The organism is Microvirga ossetica (assembly GCF_002741015.1).
GTDB lineage: Bacteria > Pseudomonadota > Alphaproteobacteria > Rhizobiales > Beijerinckiaceae > Microvirga > Microvirga ossetica.
Genome location: NZ_CP016616.1, coordinates 2,907,896 through 2,927,475, shown reverse-complemented (window position 1 = coordinate 2,927,475; position 19,580 = coordinate 2,907,896). Strand labels below are relative to the sequence as shown.

Here is a 19,580-nt window from a genome sequence, read left to right as displayed (position 1 = left end):
CCCCTTACGAATCAGCGCGCGAATGCGCGCTCGACACCCGCCGCAATCTCCAAAAGCCGACGATCATGCCCGTGGCGCGCCACGAGCATGAAGCCGACCGGGCGTTCGCAAGCCGGGATCGGCAGCGAGATCGCCGTCAGGTCGAACTGATTGCCGAACATGGTGTTGCGCAGGATCAGCCAGTCCATGCGGTTGTAGAGCTTGTCGTCCGTTTCCAGCGGTGCCGTCAGCGGTGCCGAGATCGCCGCCGTCGGCAGCGCCAGCACGTCGAGAGGCGACAGCCGTTCGTCCATCGCCGCCACGAGCGCGCGCCGGCGGCGCAGCATGCGGATATAGACGGGCGCCGGAACACGGCCGCTGCGGGCGATCCACCAGCGCACGCGCGGGTCGATCGCCGCCGCCCTGGTATCGAGCCAGTCGGCATGGACCTCCGCGGCTTCGATGGAGGCGATGGAGGCGGAGGCCGTGGTATCCGTCATGGCTTCCAGCAGATCCTCGATGTCGTGATCGACAATGCCTGCCCCGGCCCGCGACAGACAGCTCAGCGCCATCGCGAAAGCCTCCTCCACCATCGGCTCGGTTTCCAAAAACAGGCGCCCGCGCGGCACGCCGATGCGCAGTCCCGCCAGGGGAAAAGGCATGAGGGGACGAGGCACCTCGCCGGCCATGATCGCATCCGCATCCGCGCAATCCTGCACGTCGCGCGCCAGCGGCCCGATGGAATCGAGGCTCGGCGAGAGCGGGAAGGCACCGTCCAGCGGCACGCGGCGCGCGGTCGGCTTGAACCCGACGATCCCGTTGAGAGCGGCGGGAATGCGCGCCGAACCGCCGGTATCGCTGCCGATGGAGATCTCGCTCGTACCCTCCGCCACGGAGACGCCCGCTCCCGACGACGAGCCTCCTGGAATGCGCAAGGGATCGGCCGCATTGCCCGGCGTGCCGTGATGCGGATTGAGCCCGAGGCCGGAGAAGGCGAACTCGACCATGTTGGTCTTGCCGAGGATCACGGCTCCCGCCTGACGCAGGCGGCGGACGATCACGGCGTCCGTCTCTGCAGGAGGCCCGTCGCGTAAGGCGCGCGAGCCCGCAAGCGTGGTCTCGCCCGCCACGTCGAAGAGATCCTTGATCGAAACGATCGCCCCGTCGAGCGGTCCCAGCGAGACGCCCGCCCGTTGCCGCAGGTCGGCGGCATCGGCGGCTGCGCGGGCGGCATCCTCATAGAGGCGCAGGAACACGCGCTCGTCCGCCGCGCGCCCCGCAAGGCGTGCCAGGATGGTTTCGAGCTTGTCGCGAATGGTCGTCACGAGGCGTAGCGCTCCCGCGCATCGTCCGCATCGCTCTGGTCGAGCGCGACGGTTGTGCTCGGGAAGGTCATGACGCAGCGGATTCCGGTCGGCGCGAAATCGAGCTTGATCTCGCCGCCGAGCTGCTGTGCAAGACCGCGCTGGATCAGCTTGGAGCCGAAGCCCTGGCGCTCCGGTGTCTTCACCAGCGGACCCCCGCTCTCGACCCATTCCACGAGAAGATCCTGCGAAGTGCCGCCCGCCGTCACGGCCCACATGACATGGACCTTGCCGTCCGGAACCGAGAGGCTGCCGTATTTGACCGCGTTGGTCGCCAGCTCGTGGATGGCGAGCCCGAGCGCGAGAACGGCGCTCGGCTGAAGGTTGATCCTCGGGCCGCGCAGGCGGATCCGCTGGCGCATGACGTCCTGGTAGGGATCGAGCTCGTTCCTGAGCACGTCCTCCAGAAGCGCACCCTGCCATTGGCTCTCGGTGAGAAGGTCGTGCGTCTTGGCGAGGCCCTGCAGCCGGTTGAGGAAAGCGTTCCAGGCCTCGGGATCGCTGCCTTCGGCGGATCGCCGGGTGAGAGAGGCCACGGATTGAACCGTCGCCAGGGTATTCTTGACCCGGTGGTTGAGCTCGTGCAGCAGCAGCGCCTGCCGCTCTTCGGCCTGGCGGCGCTCCGTGACGTCCTGCGAGACGCCGACCATGGAGAGCGCGCCATCCGGCCCGATCCGCGTGCGACCGCTGACGCGAACCCAATGCTCGCTGCCATCGGGCCAGAGCGCGCGATATTCCACGTGAAGATCCGTGCGCGTCGCGATTGCCTTGGCGATCGCCTCCGCCTGCATCACGCGGTCGTCCGGATGGATCGAAGACACCAGATCCGCATAGGAGAAAGGCTCGTCGGGTCCGCGTCCGAAATTGGCACGGCAGGTGGCGGAGGCGACGAAGGATCCGGCCGCGGGCGTGTATTCCCACGAGCCGAAATGCCCTGCGTTGAGCGCCAGGCGCAGGCGCGCCTCGCTTTCCGCCATCTGCGCCAGAGCCTCCTCCCGCTCCTGTTCATGCTTGCGGATATTCGTCGCGGCCTCGATGAGGGTCCTGTTGATCGTGTCGAATTCCAGCACCCGCGTGGTGGTATCGTCGGACACCCTCTCTCCACGCCCGAGGGCGCGAGCCGCCGCGACGAGCCGGTCGACCGGCTTGGCGATGGCTCGCGAGAGAAGGGCTGCCAGGAGAATCCCGCCGAGGATGACGCCGATCAGGATCGTGAGCCAGAACAGCGAGCGCCGGATCGATAGCGCGATCTCGGCATCGGGGCGGCTGATGACGAAGGACCAGCCATAGGTCGGCGACTGGCTGAAATAGGTGCGGACGGGAATGCCTTCCAGCGTCACGCTCTGGAGGCTTCCCTCCTGCGCCGCCGCGAGCGCATTCTGAACGTAGTCGCTGGCAGGCTGTCCGATGAAGCGCTCCGGCAGCCGTGAGCGGGCCACGATCCGCCGGCTGCGATCGAGCACCGCGGCGTTCCAACCCTCGGCGATCCGCTGATCGCGGATGATCTCCTGGAAGGCATCGAGCCCCATGGCGAGGGTCAGGATGTAGGCCACCCTCTCACCGAGGATGACCGGCACGTTGATGGTGATGAGGCGCTGTCCGGTCAGCGAACCGGTATACAGGTCCGAGATAAGGGGCTTACGGGTTTCGCGAACCTGCCGCATCACCTCCGGCCGGTTGCTGCTGGGCAACATGGTCCCGTAAGGCAGGAAGGTGTTGAAAAGCGTTTTGCCTTGCGGCTCGAACAGGGAGACCCAGTAAGGCTCTGCAAAACCCGCTCCTTTGGCCTCATCATAGAAGATGTCGAACTCGCCCCTGGCAAGGCTGGGCGATCGGGCGAGCACCCGCAGCGCCAGCACGGACTTGTCGATCTCGCGATCGAGCGACAGGCTCAGCGCACGGGCCGTTTCCTGCATGCGCAGGTCGATGGCCTGCTGCTCGGCGCGATAATTGGAATAGAAGCCGGCTGCCGCGATCACGAGGGTCGGAAGAACGAGAACGAATACCAGCCCCCACAGAACCTGGCGCAGGGACGTGCGCGCTCCGTCGGTCATCGCGCTCGCCGTCCCCTGCCCTGCTCTGGTTGCCCCCGGTTCCATGGCGCTAACCCGCGTCCCGAGCCGGCATGACGACGCGAACGAGGATCGCCGGATCGTCCTGCGGCCAATCGATGTCGGCATCGAGCTGGCGCGACAGCGCCTTCAGGATGGTACCCGAAGCGCCGTCCCGCGCCGCCTGCTTTTCCTCCACGCTGAAAGCGTCGTCCGACAGCTGGAACAGCAAGGCGCCGTCGCGGGTCCGCAAGGCGAGCTTCAGCTTGCCTTGCCGCTCCCTGTAGGCCTGGGCCAGGGCATTGACGACGATCTCGTTGAAGAGAAGCGCCATCGGCGCCGCCTTGGCGGCTTCGACCTCCACTTTGTCCGTCTCGAATTCCGGCACGATCTTCACCCCTCGAAGGGATGCGGTCAGCTCCTCGCACAATCCCCTGGTGAATCGCGAGACATCGAACCGCGCAGCGCCCTTGCCATCATAGAGGTCCCGATGCGCCGCGGCGAGGGCCTGCATGCGCTCCTTCAGGCGCCCGAGTACTTGGCGCACCTGCTCCTCCTCCGCCTGGCGCGCCTCGATGGCGATCAGCGAAAGCAGAAGCTGGAGATTGTTCTTCACCCGATGATCGAGCTCGTGCAGGAGCGCCGTGCGTTCGTCGAGCGATTTCTGGAGCGCATCCTGCGCCCGCCGCTTCTCGTCGCGCTCGCGCGCCTCCGCGAGTGCCCGCAGGACGATGGGGGGCAGCCGCTCGAGCTTGTCCTTGAGCACGTAATCGGTCGCGCCGCGTTTGAGCGCCTCGACGGCGACCTCTTCGCCGAGCACCCCGGAGACGAAGACGAAGGGTGTCGCGGAAGCGAATTCGCGCGCGATGTCGAGGGCGTTAAGGCCGTTGAAGGCCGGCAGAAGATAATCGGCGAGGATCAGATCCCAATGCCCGCCGTGAATGGCATCCGTGAATTCCTCGGCCGACACCACGCGTTCCAGAGCGATACGAAGATCGGCCGCGAGCAGGGCCTCGGTCACCAGCTCGGCATCGAGCGCGCTGTCCTCCAGGAGGAGGATGCGTAAAGCTCGATCGGGATGGTTGGCGGAAGCGCGATCCATCGGCGCCTCTAACGACCGTTGGGCGGCGGCGGCGGTTCGTTGAGGATGGCCCAGAAGACGCCGAGATCCTGGATCGCGTCGAAGAATTCGCGAAAGCCCACCGGCTTGACCACGAAGGCATTGACGCCGAGCTCGTAGCTGCGCACGAGATCGCTCTCCTCCCGCGACGAGGTCAGCATGACGACCGGGGTATGCCGTAGCGCGGGATCGGCCTTGACCGTTTCCAGCACTTCCAGCCCGTCGACCTTCGGCAGCTTGAGATCGAGCAGGACCACGGCAGGGTCGCTGGTGTTGCGGTTCGCATGCGCCCCGCGGCGATACAGGAAATCGAGGGCCTCCACGCCGTCGCGCACCACCACGACCTCGTTGGCGAGCTGGCTCTGCTCCAGGGCGGCCAGGGTCAATTCGAGATCCTTCGGGTTGTCCTCCACCAGAAGGATCGGTTTCAACTCCGCCATTCACGCGGCTCCTTCGTTGTGATCCGGCAGGGCGATGAAGAAGGTCGCTCCCTGATCGAGCGCACCTTCGGCCCAGGCCCGGCCTCCATGTCTCTCGACAATGCGGCGAACATTGGCCAGCCCGATCCCGGTTCCCTCGAACTCCTCGATCCGGTGCAGACGCTGGAAGACGCCGAACAGCTTGTCGATGTATTTCATATCGAACCCGACGCCGTTGTCCCGCACGAAAAAGATCGTCTCCCCATCCTTGCGCGTTGAGCCGACCTCGATGCGGGCCTTGTTCCGGGGGCGGGTATATTTCACGGCATTGTCTAGCAGGTTTTCGAAGACGAGCCGAATCAGCACCGGATCCGCGGTGACGTGGGGCAGGTCCCCGAGCGCCCATTCGATCCGCCGCTCCGGCGGATCCACGGGCAGCCGGCTCCGGATATCCTCGATGAGCGCCGTCACGTCGACCGGCCGGGGCTTCAGGGCGGTGCGGCCCATATGCGAGAAGCGCAGGAGATTATCCACGAGGGTGCCGGCCGTGTAGGCCGAGTCGATGATCGTGTCGACATAGCGCCTACCCTTCTCCGAGAGTTCGGCTCCTTCCTGCTTCTTCAGCAGTTCGGAATAGCCGACGATGTGCCGGAACGGCGCGCGCAGGTCATGCGACACCGAATAGGAGAAGGCTTCGAGTTCCTTGTTGGAGCGGCGCAGCTCCTCGGAGAGCGCCGCCAGCTCCTCGGCCCGGCGCAGCACGATGCCGACGATGGCGTTGCGCAATTCCTTGACCGCCTCGATCTCGCTCGTGTCCCAGGGGAGCGAACGCTCGCGCACCGTCTCCTTCCAGATCTCGAAGGAACGCCGGGGATGAAGCCTGATGCTGCCTGCCTCCTCCTGCACCGCCTTCTGCGGATTGCCGCTCCATTTCACGGTCTGGACGACCTCCGGCCGGAACCAGAGCACATAGCTCGCATGAGCCTTCGAGATCGAGATCGCCACGAGGCCGCTCGCCTTGTCGGCAAAGGCCTGCGCCGCGGGATAGACCTGCGGCAGCCGGTCGGTTGCGAACACATCCTCCTGGTGATGCTCGGACAGCCATTGGAACAGCGCCTTGACCTGCTCCTCGCCCGGCGTCAGCCCCAGGCGCCAGCAACGATCCTGCGTCAGGACGGCTGCCCCTTGCGCGCCGGCGAGAAGCATCAGGTCCTCGGGATGGTTCACGAGGCCGGCGATGAAATGATCCTCTGCCGCCATATGGGCGAGAAGCCGGGTCTGGACGGTGCCGAGACGCACCCGGTTCTCGGCGAGCGCCGTGTTCTCCCGCGCCTCGAGCTGGAGCGAGAAGATCTGGGTGAGGAAGTCGCAGGCATTGCGCACCTGCAGCGACACCCGCTTCGGCTCCTTGTTGTGGCAGGAGATCAGGCCCCACAGGTCGCCGTCGCGCAGGATCGAGATCGACATGGAGGCGAGCGTCCCCATGTTGCGCATGTATTCGAGATGGACCGGCGACACGCTGCGCAGCACGGAATCGCTCAGATCGAGAGGATCGGCGCTTCGCGACTGGATCGGGACCGGCGTGTAATTGGCATCGGGGATGATGCGCTGCCGGTTGCGGCGGTAGAGATCGCGCGCCTGGGCCGGAATGTCGGAGGCGGGAAAGCGCAGGTCGAGATAGGACGGCAGGACCTCGTTGCGGTCCTCCGCGATGACGGTGCCGTTCCACTGCTCGTCGAAGCGATAGATCAGGACGCGGTCGAAGCCGGTCATGCGGCGGATGTCCTGCGCCGCGAGCCGGCACAGAATGTCGATGGTGGAGGCGCCCTGCAGCTGATCCACGAACCGGCGCAGGGTCGGATAGAGCATGTCGATGCTGGACAACGTGCCTGATGGCGGCGCTTCCAGTTCGATGATCGCGCATTCGCCGGAGCGGGAGATCGCAGCCTCGTAGGGCAGAACGCCTTCGCTCGTGCCGACGCGCACGGTGCGCAGGGTGCGGGTGCTCCCGGCCTGCGGCGGATCCGCGAGGTCCGCCTCGAATTCCGCGCTCAGCGCCGGCAGGATCTGGGCGAGGGGCTGACGGAGGATGGCGTCGGGATCGAGACCGAAGGTATCGGTGATGTTGGCGCTGGCATAGGCGATCGTCCGATCGGACAACCTGATCGCGAGCAGCATCCCATGCGGCTGGATGCTGCCCGGGATATGGATCGGCTCCCGCGCGCAGGCATCGAGATCGAGGTCTTGCGGAATCTGCTGCGTCATGGGGCCACGCACAGCCAGTGATGCATGACGTCGAAGGTCTTCTGTGCGGAGGCGACGATGATATCGTCCGCCTCCGGCGACGACGCCTCGAGAAGCACCGCACCGAAGGACTTCCACATGGCGGCGGTTTCCCGGCCGTAGCTGCGGAAATAGGCGCATCCGGTTTCCGCATTCAGCCCGAGCCTGCGCTCCACCTCGTGCGCGATGATGGTGCCGCCGAGCGTCGAGCCCTCGACCACATACATGCTGCCGAGAACCGCTTCCGGCGCGCGCAGCGGCATGAGCGGACGGCATTGCGGCAAGGCCTCGATCTCGTCGGGCTCGAGCCCCAGGGCCGCGAGGTCCTTGGCCAAGAGCTGAGTCTTGCAGCGGGCGCGGAAGAAAGTTTGATCATGCGCGAGTTCCGCGGCGTCACTTTCCCAGGCCTTGTGGAAGCCGTAAAAGCGAATCAGCAGGTCCCTGTAGGCGTTGCGCGAGGCGATACGGCGGTCGAGATCGATGGCGGCCTCGATCCTGTCATGCGCAGGGCGGGTTTCGATCTTCAATCGTTCGAGCAGCGTCATGCGACCTCATCCGCAGGGCGGCCCAGCCGTCTGGCAACCGCCCGTTCACCCATTCCCATTCCGTCGTGGATCAGAACCGCGAGCAGCGCAACCACCAAACCGCCCTGCAGCACGAAGGCGACGTTGTTGGACTGGAGGCCCGCGATGATGACTTCGCCCAATCCCTTCGCCGCCACCGTGGACCCGATGGTGGCAGTACCGAGACCGATGATGACGGAGAGGCGGATGCCGGTGAGGATAACCGGCAGGGCGAGCGGCAGTTCCACCTGGAGCAGGCGCTGGCGCGCATTCATGCCCATGCCTTTTGCTGCTTCGAGCGCCTGCGGCGGCACCTCGGTGAGCCCGGCGAGCGTGTTCTCGAAGATCGGCAGGAGACCGTAGAGGAAGAGCGCGATGAAGGTCGGCTTCTCGCCGAAGCCGACGAGCGGCACGGCGATCGCCAGCACCGCCACGGGCGGGAAGGTCTGGCCGATATTCACGAGGCTGCGCGACAACGGCAGGAATTCCTGGCCCGAGGGCCGCGTGACGAAGATGCCGAGCCCCACTGCGAGCACGGTGCTGGCCAGCGTCGCGAGAAACACCGTGCGCAGATGCGACAGGGTGAGCGACAGCAGGCTGCCATGGTCGTAGATCGCCGGCGCATTGTTCACCGTCAGCGGCCGGAAGGCGAAGGCGAAGAGCTGCGGCGCCGTGATGAAGGCGACGAGAAGAAACAGCGCCGCAGCGCGCAGGATCAAGCCTCGCGCGCTCATGCGGGAAGCCTCCCACGAGCCAGGATGCCCTCGACGCTGATCCGTCCGACGGCATTGCCGGATGCATCGATCACCGGGAGCGCTTGCTTGCCGAGCCCGATCAGCCGCGCGAGCGCATCATGCAGGGTGGTCGTCAGCGAAAGCGCATCGCCTTCCGCGCCGCCCGGCTCGACGGCCTCCTGCACCCTGATCAGCGACAGAAGACGGAAGGGCCGCTCCGCCGTTCCCGTGAGCTGTTCCACGAAGGGCGCCGCCGGATGGGTGAGCAGCTCCGCGGGCGCCGCATATTGCAAAAGGCGCGCCTGATCCATGACGGCGATGCGGCCGCCGAGATGGAAGGCCTCGTTCATGTCGTGCGTGACGAGAACGATGGTGGCGCCGAGGCGGCGTTGGATCGCCAGGAGATCCTCCTGCGCCTTGCCTCGGATCACCGGATCGAGCGCGCCGAACGGCTCATCCATCAGGAGCAGGGCGGGCTTTGCGGCGAGCGCCCGCGCCACGCCGACGCGCTGCTGCTGCCCGCCCGACAGCTCATGCGGAAACTTGCCTGCGAATTCCGCCGGATCGAGCTGGAACAGATCGAGCAGCTCCTCGACGCGGGCCGCGATCCTCTTCCGGTCCCAGCCGAGGAGGCGCGGCACGGTCGCGATGTTCTGGGACACCGTGCGGTGAGGAAACAGCCCATAGCCCTGGATGACATAGCCGATGCTGTGGCGCAGCTCGTCCTCCGGGATCGAGAGGGTGTCCCGGCCGTCGATGAGCACGCGTCCCGCGCTCGGCTCCACGAGGCGGTTGATCATGCGCAGCAGGGTCGACTTGCCCGCGCCGGACGTGCCGACGACCACCGCGATCGTGCCCTCCTCGACCCGGAAGGACACGTCGTCGACGACAATGGTTTCGCCGTAGCGCTTGGTGAGATGCTCGATCTCGATCACTTGGGACCTCGCCGGGTCAGATCGATGATCGCATCGAACACGATGGCCGTGACGAAGGACAACGCGACCGTGGGCAGGGCGCCCAGGAGCACGAGGTCGATGGCGGTCTGGCCGATGCCCTGGAAGACGAAGGTGCCGAAGCCGCCGCCGCCGATCAAAGCCGCCACCGTGGCAAGCCCGATATTCTGCACCAGGGCGATGCGGATGCCCGCCAGCATGACCGGAAGCGCCAGCGGCAGCTCGACCTGCCACAGGCGCTGGCGCACCGACAAACCCATGCCGCGCGCGGCATCGGTGACGGCGGCAGGCACCTGGTTCAGCCCGGTGACCGTGTTGGCGACGACCGGCAGCAGGGAATAGAGAAAAAGCGCGATGAAGGCGGGCGCCGCGCCGATGCCGCGGATGCCGAGGGCCGCAGCGAGAGGCACATGCGTGGCGAGATAGCCGAGCGGCGCGATGAGGATGCCGAAGAGCGCGATGCTTGGAACCGTCTGCACGATGTTGAGCACCTGCAGGATCGCCGTCCGCAAGCGCCGGAAGCGGTGGGCGAGGATGCCGAGCGGCAGCCCGACGAGGCAGGCCGCCGCCATCGAGCCGAAGGCCAGCCACAGATGCTGGCGCGCCTCCTGCCAGAAGCTGTCGGCGCGGTTGGCGTATTCCTTGAGCAGGGACAGATCGTTCCAGGCCCCGGAGAGCAGCAGAAGGGCGATGGCCCCCGCCGCCACCGCAATGGCCGCGAGCCGTGCCCAGGGGCCGAGGCGCAGGCGGGTGAGCGCATCGGCGGCGAGCAGTGCGAAGGCGAGAGCGAGGAGCCAGAAGCCGAGGCTGGGCGAAACGCGCACAAAAGTGTTGCCGGCCGGCGTGACGAAGCCGGCTGACCATCCGACCGCTGGAAAGACCGTGACGAGGCCGAGGATGGCGGCTGCGAGGCGCGGCAGCGGGTTGCGCACCAGCGCCGCACAGAGCGCGACGCCGACGCCGACGGCGATGATGCCGAGCGCCCCTGCCGGTGGCAGCGCCGCGGTCAGCATGCGTCCTTCGCCCGCCACGATCCGGTTGGCGCGATAGATGACGAAGGGCGATGCGAACAGCGCGACGCCGATGAGAACGGCGATCACGCTCCCGAGCCGATCGAGCGACAGGTGCGGACGCAAAGAGGACATGCCGAGCGTGGTGGTTCGGGAGGAGATCGTATTCACAAAGCCGCCGGCCTCTGTCGCGCCGTTCGTCGGATCGGGTGTTCGGAGCGTTACTTCAGGAAGCCCTTGGATTTCAGGTAATCCGTCGCGACGGCCTTCCCCGGCTCGCCGCCCACCTGAACGCGGGCGTTCAGCTGCTGCAGCGTGGCGAGATCGAGGGACGCGAAGATGGGCTTCAGGATCTCGGCGATCTTCGGGTTCTCCTTCAGAACGGCCTCGCGAATGATCGGAGCGGGTGCATAGACGGGCTGCACGTTCTTGTCGTCCGCCATCACCACGAGCCCCGAGGGGGCGATGCCGCCGTCGGTGCCGTAGACCATGGCGGCATTGGCGCCGTTGGTCTGCTCCGCCGCCGCCTTGATGGTGGCTGCCGTGTCGCCGCCGGAGAGCACGATGAGCTGCTCGGGCTTCATCTTGAAATCGTAGGTCTTCTGGAATGCCGGCAGGGCCGCTTCCGAGTTCACGAATTCGGCCGAGGCCGCCAGCACCACCTTGCCGCCCTTGGTGATCCACTGGCCGAAATCGGACATGGTCTTCAGCTTGTTGGCATCGGCCGCATCCTTGCGCAGCGCGATGGCCCAGGTGTTGTTGGCCGGAGCGGGATCGAGCCAGACGATCTTGTTGGCGTCGAAATCGAGCTTCTTGGCCATGTCGAAGCCTTTGGCGGCGTCCTTCCAGACCGGATCGTCGGCCTTGTTGAAGAAGAAGCCGGCATTGCCGGTATATTCGGGATAGATGTCAATCTCGCCGGCGGTGATCGCCTTGCGCACCACCGGGGACGCGCCGAGCTGGATCCGGTCCTGCGTCTTGATGCCGTTGGCATTGAGGGCGAGCAGGATGATGTTGCCGAGAACCGAGCCCTCCGTATCGATCTTCGACGAAACCACCACGTCGGCCTTGGCCGTATTTGCGGCTGCCAAGCCCAGGGCGATGGCAAAGGTGAGGGACTTGAGGACGGTCTTCATACGAACCCCCTTGAGGAACTGTGCCCCGGTGTTTTTAGGACAGATTCCGCATTTAGGCAGAGGGGGGCCTCAGAAGACTCGGAACGGGGGATAAAAAGATCGTGTGAGGCGACAGCAAAAGCCCGCCGAAGGAACCCTCATCCTCCGGCGGGGACAACCCTTTGGACGCTCGGGGGCCTCTTTAAGCGCTGAGGGTCGTCGGAGGTTCTTGGGCGATGGTGAAGCGGACCTGGGCCTGGGGACGGTGGTCCTCCGAGAGGGTGCGCCAGGTGCGCTCGGCCTCGTTGCGATTGTCGAAGGGGCCGACCACCCGCTCGGTGCCTTGGACGATGGTGTCGCAGTCGCAGGAGGTGTACTCGCCGCCGACAACCCAGAAACGTGAATTCGCCATGATCGATCTCCGTTGGTGCAAAGGGTTTGAGGTTGGTTGAAGCTCACGCGCCCTTCCGGAACGGAGGCGATCGGGTTGGCGGTCGAGCCGGAAGCGTCTCGGTGGTCATGCCTTATCCTTCAGTTTTACATTTCTTGACAAAACCTGCCTTCGGGCCAGAATTGTTGCAGAGCAGCAGGATGTCTTGTTCTCATTAACCCTCGAAGAAGCCGTTGTTTCAACGTTGGATTTCTGAAGAAAAGTCGCCCTGTAAAGCTTTGACAACCTCTGTCGTGTCAACTTGTAAAAAGATTTACAACATGGATGAGAGCAGAAAGCTTTTCGTCGGCCCCCGCCTGAAGCGCCTGCGGCGCGAACTCAACATGAGCCAGTCCCGCATGGCCGAGGAGCTCGGGCTGTCGCCGAGCTACCTCAACCTGATGGAGCGCAACCAGCGCCCGATTACGGCGCAGGTCCTGATCCGCCTCGCCCATGCCTATCAGCTGGATCCGCGCGAGTTCGCCAACGACGACGACGGACGCATCGTGTCGGAGCTGGAGGAGGTTTTTGCCGATCCGCTCTTCCGCTCAACGCCGGTGGCACGGCTCGAGCTGCGCGAGGCCGTGGAGAGCGCGCCGTCCATGGTCGATGCGATCAACCGCCTCTACCGCGCCTATCAGGCCCTGCGCGGCGCCCGCGAGGCGGTGACGCCGAACGTGCGCGACCGCGACCGGGCCGAGGATGCGCCGCAGGTCGACCCGGTCGACCGGGTGCGCGAGCTGATCCACGAGGCCAGGAATCATTTTCCCGAACTGGACGAGGCCGCCGAAGCCCTGGCCTCGGACCTTGCCGCGACGGGCCACGAGCCGTTCTTCGCCATCGCCGAGCGTCTGCACGCCAAGCACAGTATCCGGGTGCGGGTGATGCCCATCGACGTGATGCCGGACTCATTGCGCCGCTACGACCACCACCGCCGGCAGCTCCTGATTTCCGAACTGGTGGATCCGTCCGGCAGGACCTTCCAGGCCGCCTACCAATTGGCCTTCGCCGAGATGCGCGACACCATCGATGCGCTGGCCGTGCGCCTGGAGCCGGTGGACGGGCCGGCCCGGCGCCTCCTGCGGGTCTCGTTCGGCAATTACTTCGCCGGGGCGCTGATGATGCCCTACGGCAAGTTCCACGCGGCGGCGGAGGCGCTCGGCTACGACGTCGAGGTGCTGGGCGCCCGCTTCGGCGCGAGCTTCGAGCAGGTGGCGCACCGGCTCACGACGCTGGCCCGCGCCAATGCGCGCGGCATTCCCTTCTTCCTGGTACGGGTGGATTCGGCCGGCAACGTGTCGAAGCGCTTCTCCTCGGGCCGCTTCCCGTTCTCGCAGTTCGGCGGCACCTGCCCGCTCTGGAACCTGCACTCCACTTTCCGCACACCCGGACATGTGGCGACCCAGATCGTCGAGCTGCCGGATTCCTCCCGCTGGTTTTCCATTGCGCGCACGGTCAAGCGCGCCTTCAACCCCTGGGGCGCTCCGGATCCGCAATTCGTGGTGGGCCTCGGCTGCGAGCTGAAATACGCCCACCGTCTCGTCTATGCGCGGGGTCTCGACCCTGCCTCTGCCGACGCCACGCCGATCGGCATCAATTGCCGCCTGTGCGAACGGCCCGCCTGCCCGCAGCGCGCGGCACCGCCTCTGATGCATGCCCTGATCGTCGACGAGATGAAGCGCGGCGTCTCGCCGTTCGAGTTCGACGCGACTTAAAGCCCTCAGGCAGGACGGTCGTGCCGATAGAAGGCATTCGGGATGCCGTGCAGATCGCGTAAGCCCGTGAACGCCATGCCGGCTTTTTCGAGCACCCTGCGGGACGCCATGTTCTCGGCAACCGCAAAGCCGATCACATGGTCGACGGGGACCATGCGGTAGATCCAGTCCAGAAGCGTCCCTGCGGCCTCGCTCGCATAGCCCCGGCCCCAGAACGGCCGCATGACGCTGTACCCGAGTTCGAGCTCGCCGGTCTCATCGAAGCGGCCGAAGCCGGCGCGCCCGAGAAAGCGGCCCTGCGGATCCAGAATTTTGAACTTGGTCCAACCGTTCTCGGCGTAATCTTTCCGAAAGCCGTCGAACTTCGCGCGCAGGAACGCCTCGTCCCAGGGCGGATCGCCCATCTGGAGGAAATGCTGCACCTCTGGGTCGCGGTGAAGCTCCGCGAGCAATGGAAAGTCATCAGCTTCCCAAGGATGGAAGCGCAGGCGCTCACTGACCAGAACAGGTGTCTTCATCATAGGCTATTATCGCTTTTCATCGAGCCAATGATCGAGGAACCGGTCGAGCCAGCGGGACACATGCGGATCGTGCTGGAAGCGTCCGGCCAACTGCCGGATGCGATCCTGCGCGCCGGGCATGCGCAGACGCTCCTCGGCCATCACGGTCCAGCGGCACATCATGGCGTGAGTGACCTCTGGGTGGAACTGGAGGCCGAAGGCCTTCTGGCCCGCCCGGATCGCCTGGGTCGGAAAGTCGTCGCCGGTCGCCAGGGTCTCGGCGCTGGCGGGGCAGTCGAAGCCCTCCCGGTGCCAGTGATAGACATGGCTCGGCCAGGGCACGCCCCAATCCTCGCTCAGGGCATTGCCCGCCGCCGTCGGCAGCAGCGGGTAATAGCCGATCTCGGCGCGGCCCTCGGGATGCGCCCAGACGCTGGCTCCGAGGTGCTTCGCCATCATCTGCGCGCCGAGGCAGAGGCCGAGATAAGGCTTGTTCTCCTTGAGCGGAACCGCGATCCAGTCGATCTCCGCCTTGACGAAATCGTCCGGATCGTTGGCGCTCATCGGGCCGCCGAAAATCACCGCGCCTGTATGTCCGGCCAGCGTTTCCGGCAGCGGATCGCCGTAGCGCGGGCGGCGGATGTCGAGGGGAAAGCCGCGCTCCCGCAGCAGGCGCCCGCCGCGCCCGGGGGTCGAATGCTCCTGGTGCAGGACGATGAGGATTGGTGCCTTGGGAGGCCGCCTAGGCATGGTGTCGGTCCGATTGGCAGGTCTTCAGGGTTGGGCGGGAGCAGTCGCGCGGGATCATGGCTCGATTATTCAGGACAAGGCCCGCCCTTCGCAAGGGGCGCGAAGGGAGGCCTGCCCTTTCCGAACGCAGCGCCATATCGACCCGGACAGACTAGGCAACGGAGATTAGCCCCCTAAATAGCGTGGCGGAACGATATCATGGATCGGCCGAGGTGCTGTGTTCTTTTGCATGGATGGGCAAAGGTGATAAAAGCCTCTGATTCACAGGGCCGACGTCCGAGGCATCAGGGCATGTCTCCTCCCTTCAGCGAAGAACTCCACCCGCGACCAGCGCGAAAGAAAGCGAAACCGTGACCGACAGCTTGACCAGCGAAGGCGACCTCAGCGGCCTGCGGATTCTTGTGGTGGAGGACGAGGCTGCGATCTCCCTGCTCCTGGAGGACATGCTTCTCGATTTCGGCTGCGAGGTGATCGGCCCGGCCGCGCGGTTGTCGGCAGCACTCGACGCGGTGGCGCGCGAACAGGTCGATCTGGCGATCCTAGACGTGAACGTTGCCGGCGAGCCGATTTACCCGGTGGCCGAGGCCCTGGCGCAGCGCTCGATCCCCTTCGTGTTCTCCACCGGCTACGGCAGTGCCGGAATCCGCGACACCTTCCGCGACCGCCCGGTCCTGCAGAAGCCCTTCGCCCAGCACGATCTGAAGCAGAAGCTCCTGATGGCGTGCAGGAAGGCGCCGTAACGGAAGCGATCTACGCAAATCGAAGTACTCCCTTCGAGGGCGTTCTTCGTGCCGCTCCCGGTCGAAGTGGCAAGTCTGTGGCGCGAATGCCGCAATCGTTCACCCTGTGCTGCAAAACACACCGTCCACGAAGTGAATCGGCTTTGATCCTGCGCTCTTGCTGCTAAGGTGCGGTAACGTTAGATCAGGTATTCTCCCGACCCGGCCGATTCCCATGCCCCTACGATTTCTCAGGCTTCTGGCCGCGACCAGCGCCCTCGCGCTTTGCCTTGCCGATGCGCAGGCGCAAGCCCCCGTGCCGCGCCCTGCGCCGGCCGCCGGCGCCATCGTGGCCGCCAAGGGCGGCGAGGAAATGCGCTTCGTGCGCGAGGATCTGTGGCGCTCCGCCCTCATCCAACAGAGCGTGCTGGGCGGCGATACGCTGCGCACCAACGAGATCGGCAACCTCGCGATCCTGTTCAACGACCAGACCCAGATTCGCGTCGGCCGCAACTCGACCCTGACCGTCAACGACGTCGCCGGCGGCACGGCCGGCACGACCCAGCTCAGCCTGCAGGGCGGCAACATCTGGGCCCGCGCGGCCCGCGGCGGCTCGGGCGTCGACGTCAAGACGCCGGCCGCGGTCGCCGCCATCCGCGGCACCGACTGGTCGCTCTCGGTCGACGGCAGCCGCACCTCGCTCATCGTGCTCGAGGGCGTGGTCGAACTGTCCAATGCCCAGGGCTCCGTGACGGTGCGCCAAGGCGAAGGCGCCGTTGCATCCCTCGGGCAGGCACCGACGAAGTTCGTGCTCACGAACTCCAACGACCGTGAGCAGATGCTCTTCTACATGAGCCTGCGCGACACCTTCTCCTCCATTTCCACGTCGCCGCTGACGGGACGGGCCTCGCGCGGCGAGCGCAACCGGATCGTCTCGATCCCGCCGCAGGCGCGCAGCGCGGAGGATTGGCTCGTCCTCGCCGAGGTGGCGCCCTCCCTCGATGGCCGCGCAGTCGCCACGGACGCCCTCGCCCAGGCCCGCAGCCAGCGCCTGAGCCCATCGCAACGCGCCCGCGCCGATCTCGTCGAGGCCGCTCTCCTCGGCTCGCAGCATCGCTGGTCCGAGGCGGCGGCCCTGTTTGCCAGGGCCGAGCGGGGTCTCGATCCGAAGCGGCGTATCTTTGCGTCCTACGGGCGCTACGTGGCCCAATCCCTGGCCGATCCGAAGCGAGCCTATGCCGAGCCGAAATTCTCGCAGAACGAGCCCTTTGCGGTGCTTGCCCATGCCTATGTGGTGGCCTTCCGCGAGGATCTGAAAGCTGCGGCGGAGGTGCTGAAAGGCGCGAAAAAGCGTTTCCCGAACGACGAGCGCATCGCGGTGATGTCGGCGCAGATTGCCTATGTCCTCAACCGGCGCGAGGAAATGCGCGAGGCCATCGCCAGGGCCAAGGCCATCGATCCGGACGACCCGGAGGTGATCACCGCCGACAGCAATATCCGCGGCGACATCGACGGTGAGGTGAACGCGGCCGTCGAGGCCCTGCGCCGGGCCGCCGCCATCGCGCCGGGCAACTCGAATGTCTGGAACAGCCTCGGCCTGTTCGAGTCCGATCGCGACCGGCCGCTCGCCGCCGAGGAGGCCCTGCGCCGCGCCATCGAAGCCGATCCGGGCAGCCCCGTCTCCTATGCCAATCTGGCGATCCTGCTGCTCGACCAGAGCCGGGTCGACGAGGCGGGAGCCCTGATCGACAAGGCCTTGTCCCTCGATCCCGCCTTCAGCGTCGGCTACATCGCCCGTGGCCGCTACCTGTTGCAGAAGGGCGAATCCGCCAAGGGGCTTGAGGCCATCCTCGCGGGATCTGCCGCCAATCCCGGCCTGTCTCAGGGCCTGCTCATGGCGGCCATCGCCTATTACCAGGACGGCGACGAGGAACTGGCGGATCAGGCCCTCGACAATGCGGACCGGCTCGACCCGAACGATCCCGTCGTCGCGAGCGTCCGCACAGCCATTGCCATCGACCAGTATCAGGCGGACCAGGCGGTGATCGCCGCGCGTGAGGCCGTGCGCCGCTATCGCCAGCGCGGCGGCGATTTCGCGGGCCTTGCCATCAACAAGGAAGGCGGCTCCTATCCGGCCCAGGCCTATCGCTTCCTGAACCTCAACGAATGGTCGCGCTTTTACGGCGACCGGGTCTTCGATCCCTTCAGCGCCTCGACCTATTTCGACCTCGCGGCCGTGGAGCGGCCGGCCCTCATCACAGGCAGGCCCGACATCTCGAACATCGAGAGCGGCGTCGGCGTGGATCTCACGGCGCTCAACCTCACGGTTCAGGGGCTATTCTTCGACCCGCTCGCCGTTTCGGGCCGCATCGGCCGCATCGACCTGCTGCGCCGCCCCTTCCTCGACGTGGAAGTCGGCGGGTCCCTGCTGCATCACAACGGCCGCAACGGCTGGGGCGCGGATGTGAATGTCCAGGGCTTCTCGAACGAGCCGCTTCCCACCTCCTTCAGCCTCACGGCAAGCCGCGCGAAGGCCAACGGGCGCGATATCATCGACCGGGATGGCGTCGACAACGGCTCCGTGTTCGTCGGCGTGGCTCCCTCGGCCGCCGACCGCTTCCTCGTCTTCGGCGCGGGAGCGAACCTGGACCCGGCGCTCGCACGGATCGAGACGGCAACCAATCTCTTCGAAGGGCGGCAGAATTCCCGGTCGCTGCTCGGCGGAGCAGGCTGGAGCCACAGCTTCAGCGACAGGAACGTCTTGACGGGAGCCGTCTTCGGCCTGAACGGCCTCGACCGGCGCTACACGAATACGGCCAGTGCCGAGATCCAGCCCGGTATCATCATCGGCGCCCGCGACTGGACCCGCAACAGGATCGAAGGCGTCTCGGCCGCCCTGTCGCATATGATCGGGATCGGAGACCTGACCCTTCATTACGGTCTTGAGGCGCAGCGGGGACGCAGCACCTCTCAAACCGTCAACAACGCCTTCGTCTATAACATCGCAACCCAGCAGTTCGAGTTCCTCGACACCGATGACCGCACATCGGCATCGTTCGAGAGCACCCGCCTCTATGCGGACGTGTTCTGGCGTCCGTTCGACTGGTTCGAAGCGCAGGCCGGCGTGCAGGGAAGCCGCATCGAGGTCGCCGGTCAGGACAACGACGCGGTGTCTCCGCGCATCGGCATCGGCGTCTCCCCTTTCGAAGGGCAATGGCTGCGCGCCGCCTATCGCGGAGACACGCTGCAGCCCATCGCCTTTACCTTGGCGCCCGTGACCACGGTGAGCCTCGTGCCGAACACGCTCCCCACGTCGCTCGGGGCAGAAACCAAGACGCTGATGCTGCGCTGGGATGCGGAATGGTCGCCGAACGTCTTCACCTCGGTGGAGTACCAGCGCCAGGATGCGGAGGATCTGAGCCTTCCGATCGCTTATAGCTTCGACAGCATCGACATCGCGAAAGCGCGCGTCGAGCGGCTGGCCGCATCGGCGAACCTTTGGCTGACCCACGGCATCGGCGTGTTCGGCACGATCGGCACGATCTCGTCGGAGGTGCGCTCGGAGGAAGCCCTCGGCGCGGACGTGCCCTTCATCGCCGGCAAGTTCGCCCGCGCCGGCGTCACCTTCGTTCACCCGAGCCGGCTCAGGCTCACCGTCGCCGGTACTTACGTCGGCGATCTCAAGGGCAACCTGGCTGGCCGCGCGATCGACGATTATTGGACTTCGGATGCAGCGCTGACCTGGGAGACGCCAGATCGCCGCCTGCTCTTCGGCCTGAGCGTGCTCAACATGTTCGACGAATATTACGAGCTCGTCCCCGACATCCGCGGACCGGGGCGCACCTTCGAGGCGAGCCTGCAAGCCAGGTTCTGAA

Annotated in this window: 16 protein-coding genes; 3 read left to right on the top strand and 13 right to left on the bottom strand. The window is 66.0% G+C overall.

Annotation, left to right across the window (positions count from 1 at the left end):
- Positions 1 to 11: 11 nt before the first annotated feature.
- From BB934_RS13870 to BB934_RS13820, 11 genes are all read right to left on the bottom strand, one after another.
- Entirely contained in the window at positions 12 to 1,304 is a 1,293-nt protein-coding gene (locus BB934_RS13870; RefSeq protein WP_099510154.1) for an amidase, read from the bottom strand.
- Positions 1,301 to 3,397, bottom strand: a complete 2,097-nt coding sequence (locus BB934_RS13865; RefSeq protein ID WP_162299164.1) for a sensor histidine kinase — start codon at positions 3,395 to 3,397, stop codon at positions 1,301 to 1,303. Before BB934_RS13865 ends, BB934_RS13870 begins: the two co-directional genes overlap by 4 nt.
- Positions 3,398 to 3,446: 49 nt before the next feature.
- Positions 3,447 to 4,496, bottom strand: coding sequence for a sensor histidine kinase (locus BB934_RS47060; RefSeq protein WP_157934161.1), 1,050 nt, complete (start codon positions 4,494 to 4,496; stop codon positions 3,447 to 3,449).
- 8 nt (positions 4,497 to 4,504) lie between these two features.
- Positions 4,505 to 4,954: a response regulator gene (locus tag BB934_RS13855; protein WP_099510152.1), complete on the bottom strand. Its 450-nt coding sequence runs from the start codon at positions 4,952 to 4,954 to the stop codon at positions 4,505 to 4,507.
- Positions 4,955 to 7,198, bottom strand: coding sequence for an ATP-binding protein (locus BB934_RS13850; RefSeq protein WP_099510151.1), 2,244 nt, complete (start codon positions 7,196 to 7,198; stop codon positions 4,955 to 4,957).
- Positions 7,195 to 7,761: a biliverdin-producing heme oxygenase gene (locus tag BB934_RS13845; protein WP_099510150.1), complete on the bottom strand. Its 567-nt coding sequence runs from the start codon at positions 7,759 to 7,761 to the stop codon at positions 7,195 to 7,197. Before BB934_RS13845 ends, BB934_RS13850 begins: the two co-directional genes overlap by 4 nt.
- Complete coding sequence (locus tag BB934_RS13840) at positions 7,758 to 8,513, bottom strand: ABC transporter permease (RefSeq protein ID WP_099510149.1); 756 nt, start codon at positions 8,511 to 8,513, stop codon at positions 7,758 to 7,760. Before BB934_RS13840 ends, BB934_RS13845 begins: the two co-directional genes overlap by 4 nt.
- Entirely contained in the window at positions 8,510 to 9,448 is a 939-nt protein-coding gene (locus BB934_RS13835; RefSeq protein WP_099510148.1) for an ABC transporter ATP-binding protein, read from the bottom strand. Before BB934_RS13835 ends, BB934_RS13840 begins: the two co-directional genes overlap by 4 nt.
- Positions 9,445 to 10,611 (bottom strand): ABC transporter permease, encoded by a 1,167-nt coding sequence (locus tag BB934_RS13830; RefSeq protein WP_099512843.1) that lies wholly within the window; start codon positions 10,609 to 10,611, stop codon positions 9,445 to 9,447. The genes BB934_RS13835 and BB934_RS13830 overlap by 4 nt, the downstream gene beginning before the upstream one ends.
- Positions 10,612 to 10,697: 86 nt before the next feature.
- Positions 10,698 to 11,612 carry a glycine betaine ABC transporter substrate-binding protein OsmF gene (osmF, locus tag BB934_RS13825; protein ID WP_099510147.1) on the bottom strand — a complete coding sequence of 305 codons (915 nt, stop codon included), beginning with the start codon at positions 11,610 to 11,612 and terminating at the stop codon, positions 10,698 to 10,700.
- A 181-nt stretch (positions 11,613 to 11,793) separates the two neighbouring features.
- Positions 11,794 to 12,003 carry a DUF4170 domain-containing protein gene (locus BB934_RS13820; RefSeq protein ID WP_237050275.1) on the bottom strand — a complete coding sequence of 70 codons (210 nt, stop codon included), beginning with the start codon at positions 12,001 to 12,003 and terminating at the stop codon, positions 11,794 to 11,796.
- Positions 12,004 to 12,302: 299 nt separating this feature from the next.
- On the opposite strand from BB934_RS13820, the gene BB934_RS13815 reads away from it, so the two are divergent.
- Positions 12,303 to 13,736, top strand: a complete 1,434-nt coding sequence (locus BB934_RS13815; protein ID WP_099510146.1) for a helix-turn-helix domain-containing protein — start codon at positions 12,303 to 12,305, stop codon at positions 13,734 to 13,736.
- Positions 13,737 to 13,741: 5 nt separating this feature from the next.
- On the opposite strand, the gene BB934_RS13810 is transcribed toward BB934_RS13815, so the two are convergent.
- Together BB934_RS13810 and BB934_RS13805 are read right to left on the bottom strand one after the other, a co-directional pair.
- Complete coding sequence (locus BB934_RS13810) at positions 13,742 to 14,257, bottom strand: GNAT family N-acetyltransferase (RefSeq protein WP_099510145.1); 516 nt, start codon at positions 14,255 to 14,257, stop codon at positions 13,742 to 13,744.
- Between the two features lie 6 nt (positions 14,258 to 14,263).
- Positions 14,264 to 14,986 (bottom strand): glutamine amidotransferase, encoded by a 723-nt coding sequence (locus tag BB934_RS13805; protein ID WP_099510144.1) that lies wholly within the window; start codon positions 14,984 to 14,986, stop codon positions 14,264 to 14,266.
- A gap of 350 nt (positions 14,987 to 15,336) precedes the next feature.
- Between BB934_RS13805 and BB934_RS13800 the strand changes: the two genes are divergently transcribed.
- A complete protein-coding gene (locus BB934_RS13800; protein ID WP_099510143.1) occupies positions 15,337 to 15,726 on the top strand; it encodes a response regulator in 390 nt (129 codons plus the stop codon).
- A 214-nt stretch (positions 15,727 to 15,940) separates the two neighbouring features.
- The gene (locus BB934_RS13795; protein WP_099510142.1) at positions 15,941 to 19,579 is read left to right on the top strand and encodes a FecR domain-containing protein; all 3,639 of its coding nucleotides are present in this window, start codon (positions 15,941 to 15,943) and stop codon (positions 19,577 to 19,579) included.
- Position 19,580 lies beyond the last annotated feature (1 nt).

Excerpts from the sequence above, each read along its gene's own strand:
- BB934_RS13865 (WP_162299164.1), bottom strand. The coding sequence starts at position 3,397 with ATGACCGACGGAGCGCGCACGTCCCTGCGCCAGGTTCTGTGGGGGCTG.
- BB934_RS47060 (WP_157934161.1), bottom strand. The coding sequence starts at position 4,496 with ATGGATCGCGCTTCCGCCAACCATCCCGATCGAGCTTTACGCATCCTC.
- BB934_RS13855 (WP_099510152.1), bottom strand. The coding sequence starts at position 4,954 with ATGGCGGAGTTGAAACCGATCCTTCTGGTGGAGGACAACCCGAAGGAT.
- BB934_RS13850 (WP_099510151.1), bottom strand. The coding sequence starts at position 7,198 with ATGACGCAGCAGATTCCGCAAGACCTCGATCTCGATGCCTGCGCGCGG.
- BB934_RS13845 (WP_099510150.1), bottom strand. The coding sequence starts at position 7,761 with ATGACGCTGCTCGAACGATTGAAGATCGAAACCCGCCCTGCGCATGAC.
- BB934_RS13840 (WP_099510149.1), bottom strand. The coding sequence starts at position 8,513 with ATGAGCGCGCGAGGCTTGATCCTGCGCGCTGCGGCGCTGTTTCTTCTC.
- BB934_RS13830 (WP_099512843.1), bottom strand. The coding sequence starts at position 10,611 with ATGTCCTCTTTGCGTCCGCACCTGTCGCTCGATCGGCTCGGGAGCGTG.
- osmF (WP_099510147.1), bottom strand. The coding sequence starts at position 11,612 with ATGAAGACCGTCCTCAAGTCCCTCACCTTTGCCATCGCCCTGGGCTTG.
- BB934_RS13820 (WP_237050275.1), bottom strand. The coding sequence starts at position 12,003 with ATGGCGAATTCACGTTTCTGGGTTGTCGGCGGCGAGTACACCTCCTGC.
- BB934_RS13815 (WP_099510146.1), top strand. The coding sequence starts at position 12,303 with ATGGATGAGAGCAGAAAGCTTTTCGTCGGCCCCCGCCTGAAGCGCCTG.
- BB934_RS13810 (WP_099510145.1), bottom strand. The coding sequence starts at position 14,257 with ATGATGAAGACACCTGTTCTGGTCAGTGAGCGCCTGCGCTTCCATCCT.
- BB934_RS13805 (WP_099510144.1), bottom strand. The coding sequence starts at position 14,986 with ATGCCTAGGCGGCCTCCCAAGGCACCAATCCTCATCGTCCTGCACCAG.
- BB934_RS13795 (WP_099510142.1), top strand. The coding sequence starts at position 15,941 with ATGCCCCTACGATTTCTCAGGCTTCTGGCCGCGACCAGCGCCCTCGCG.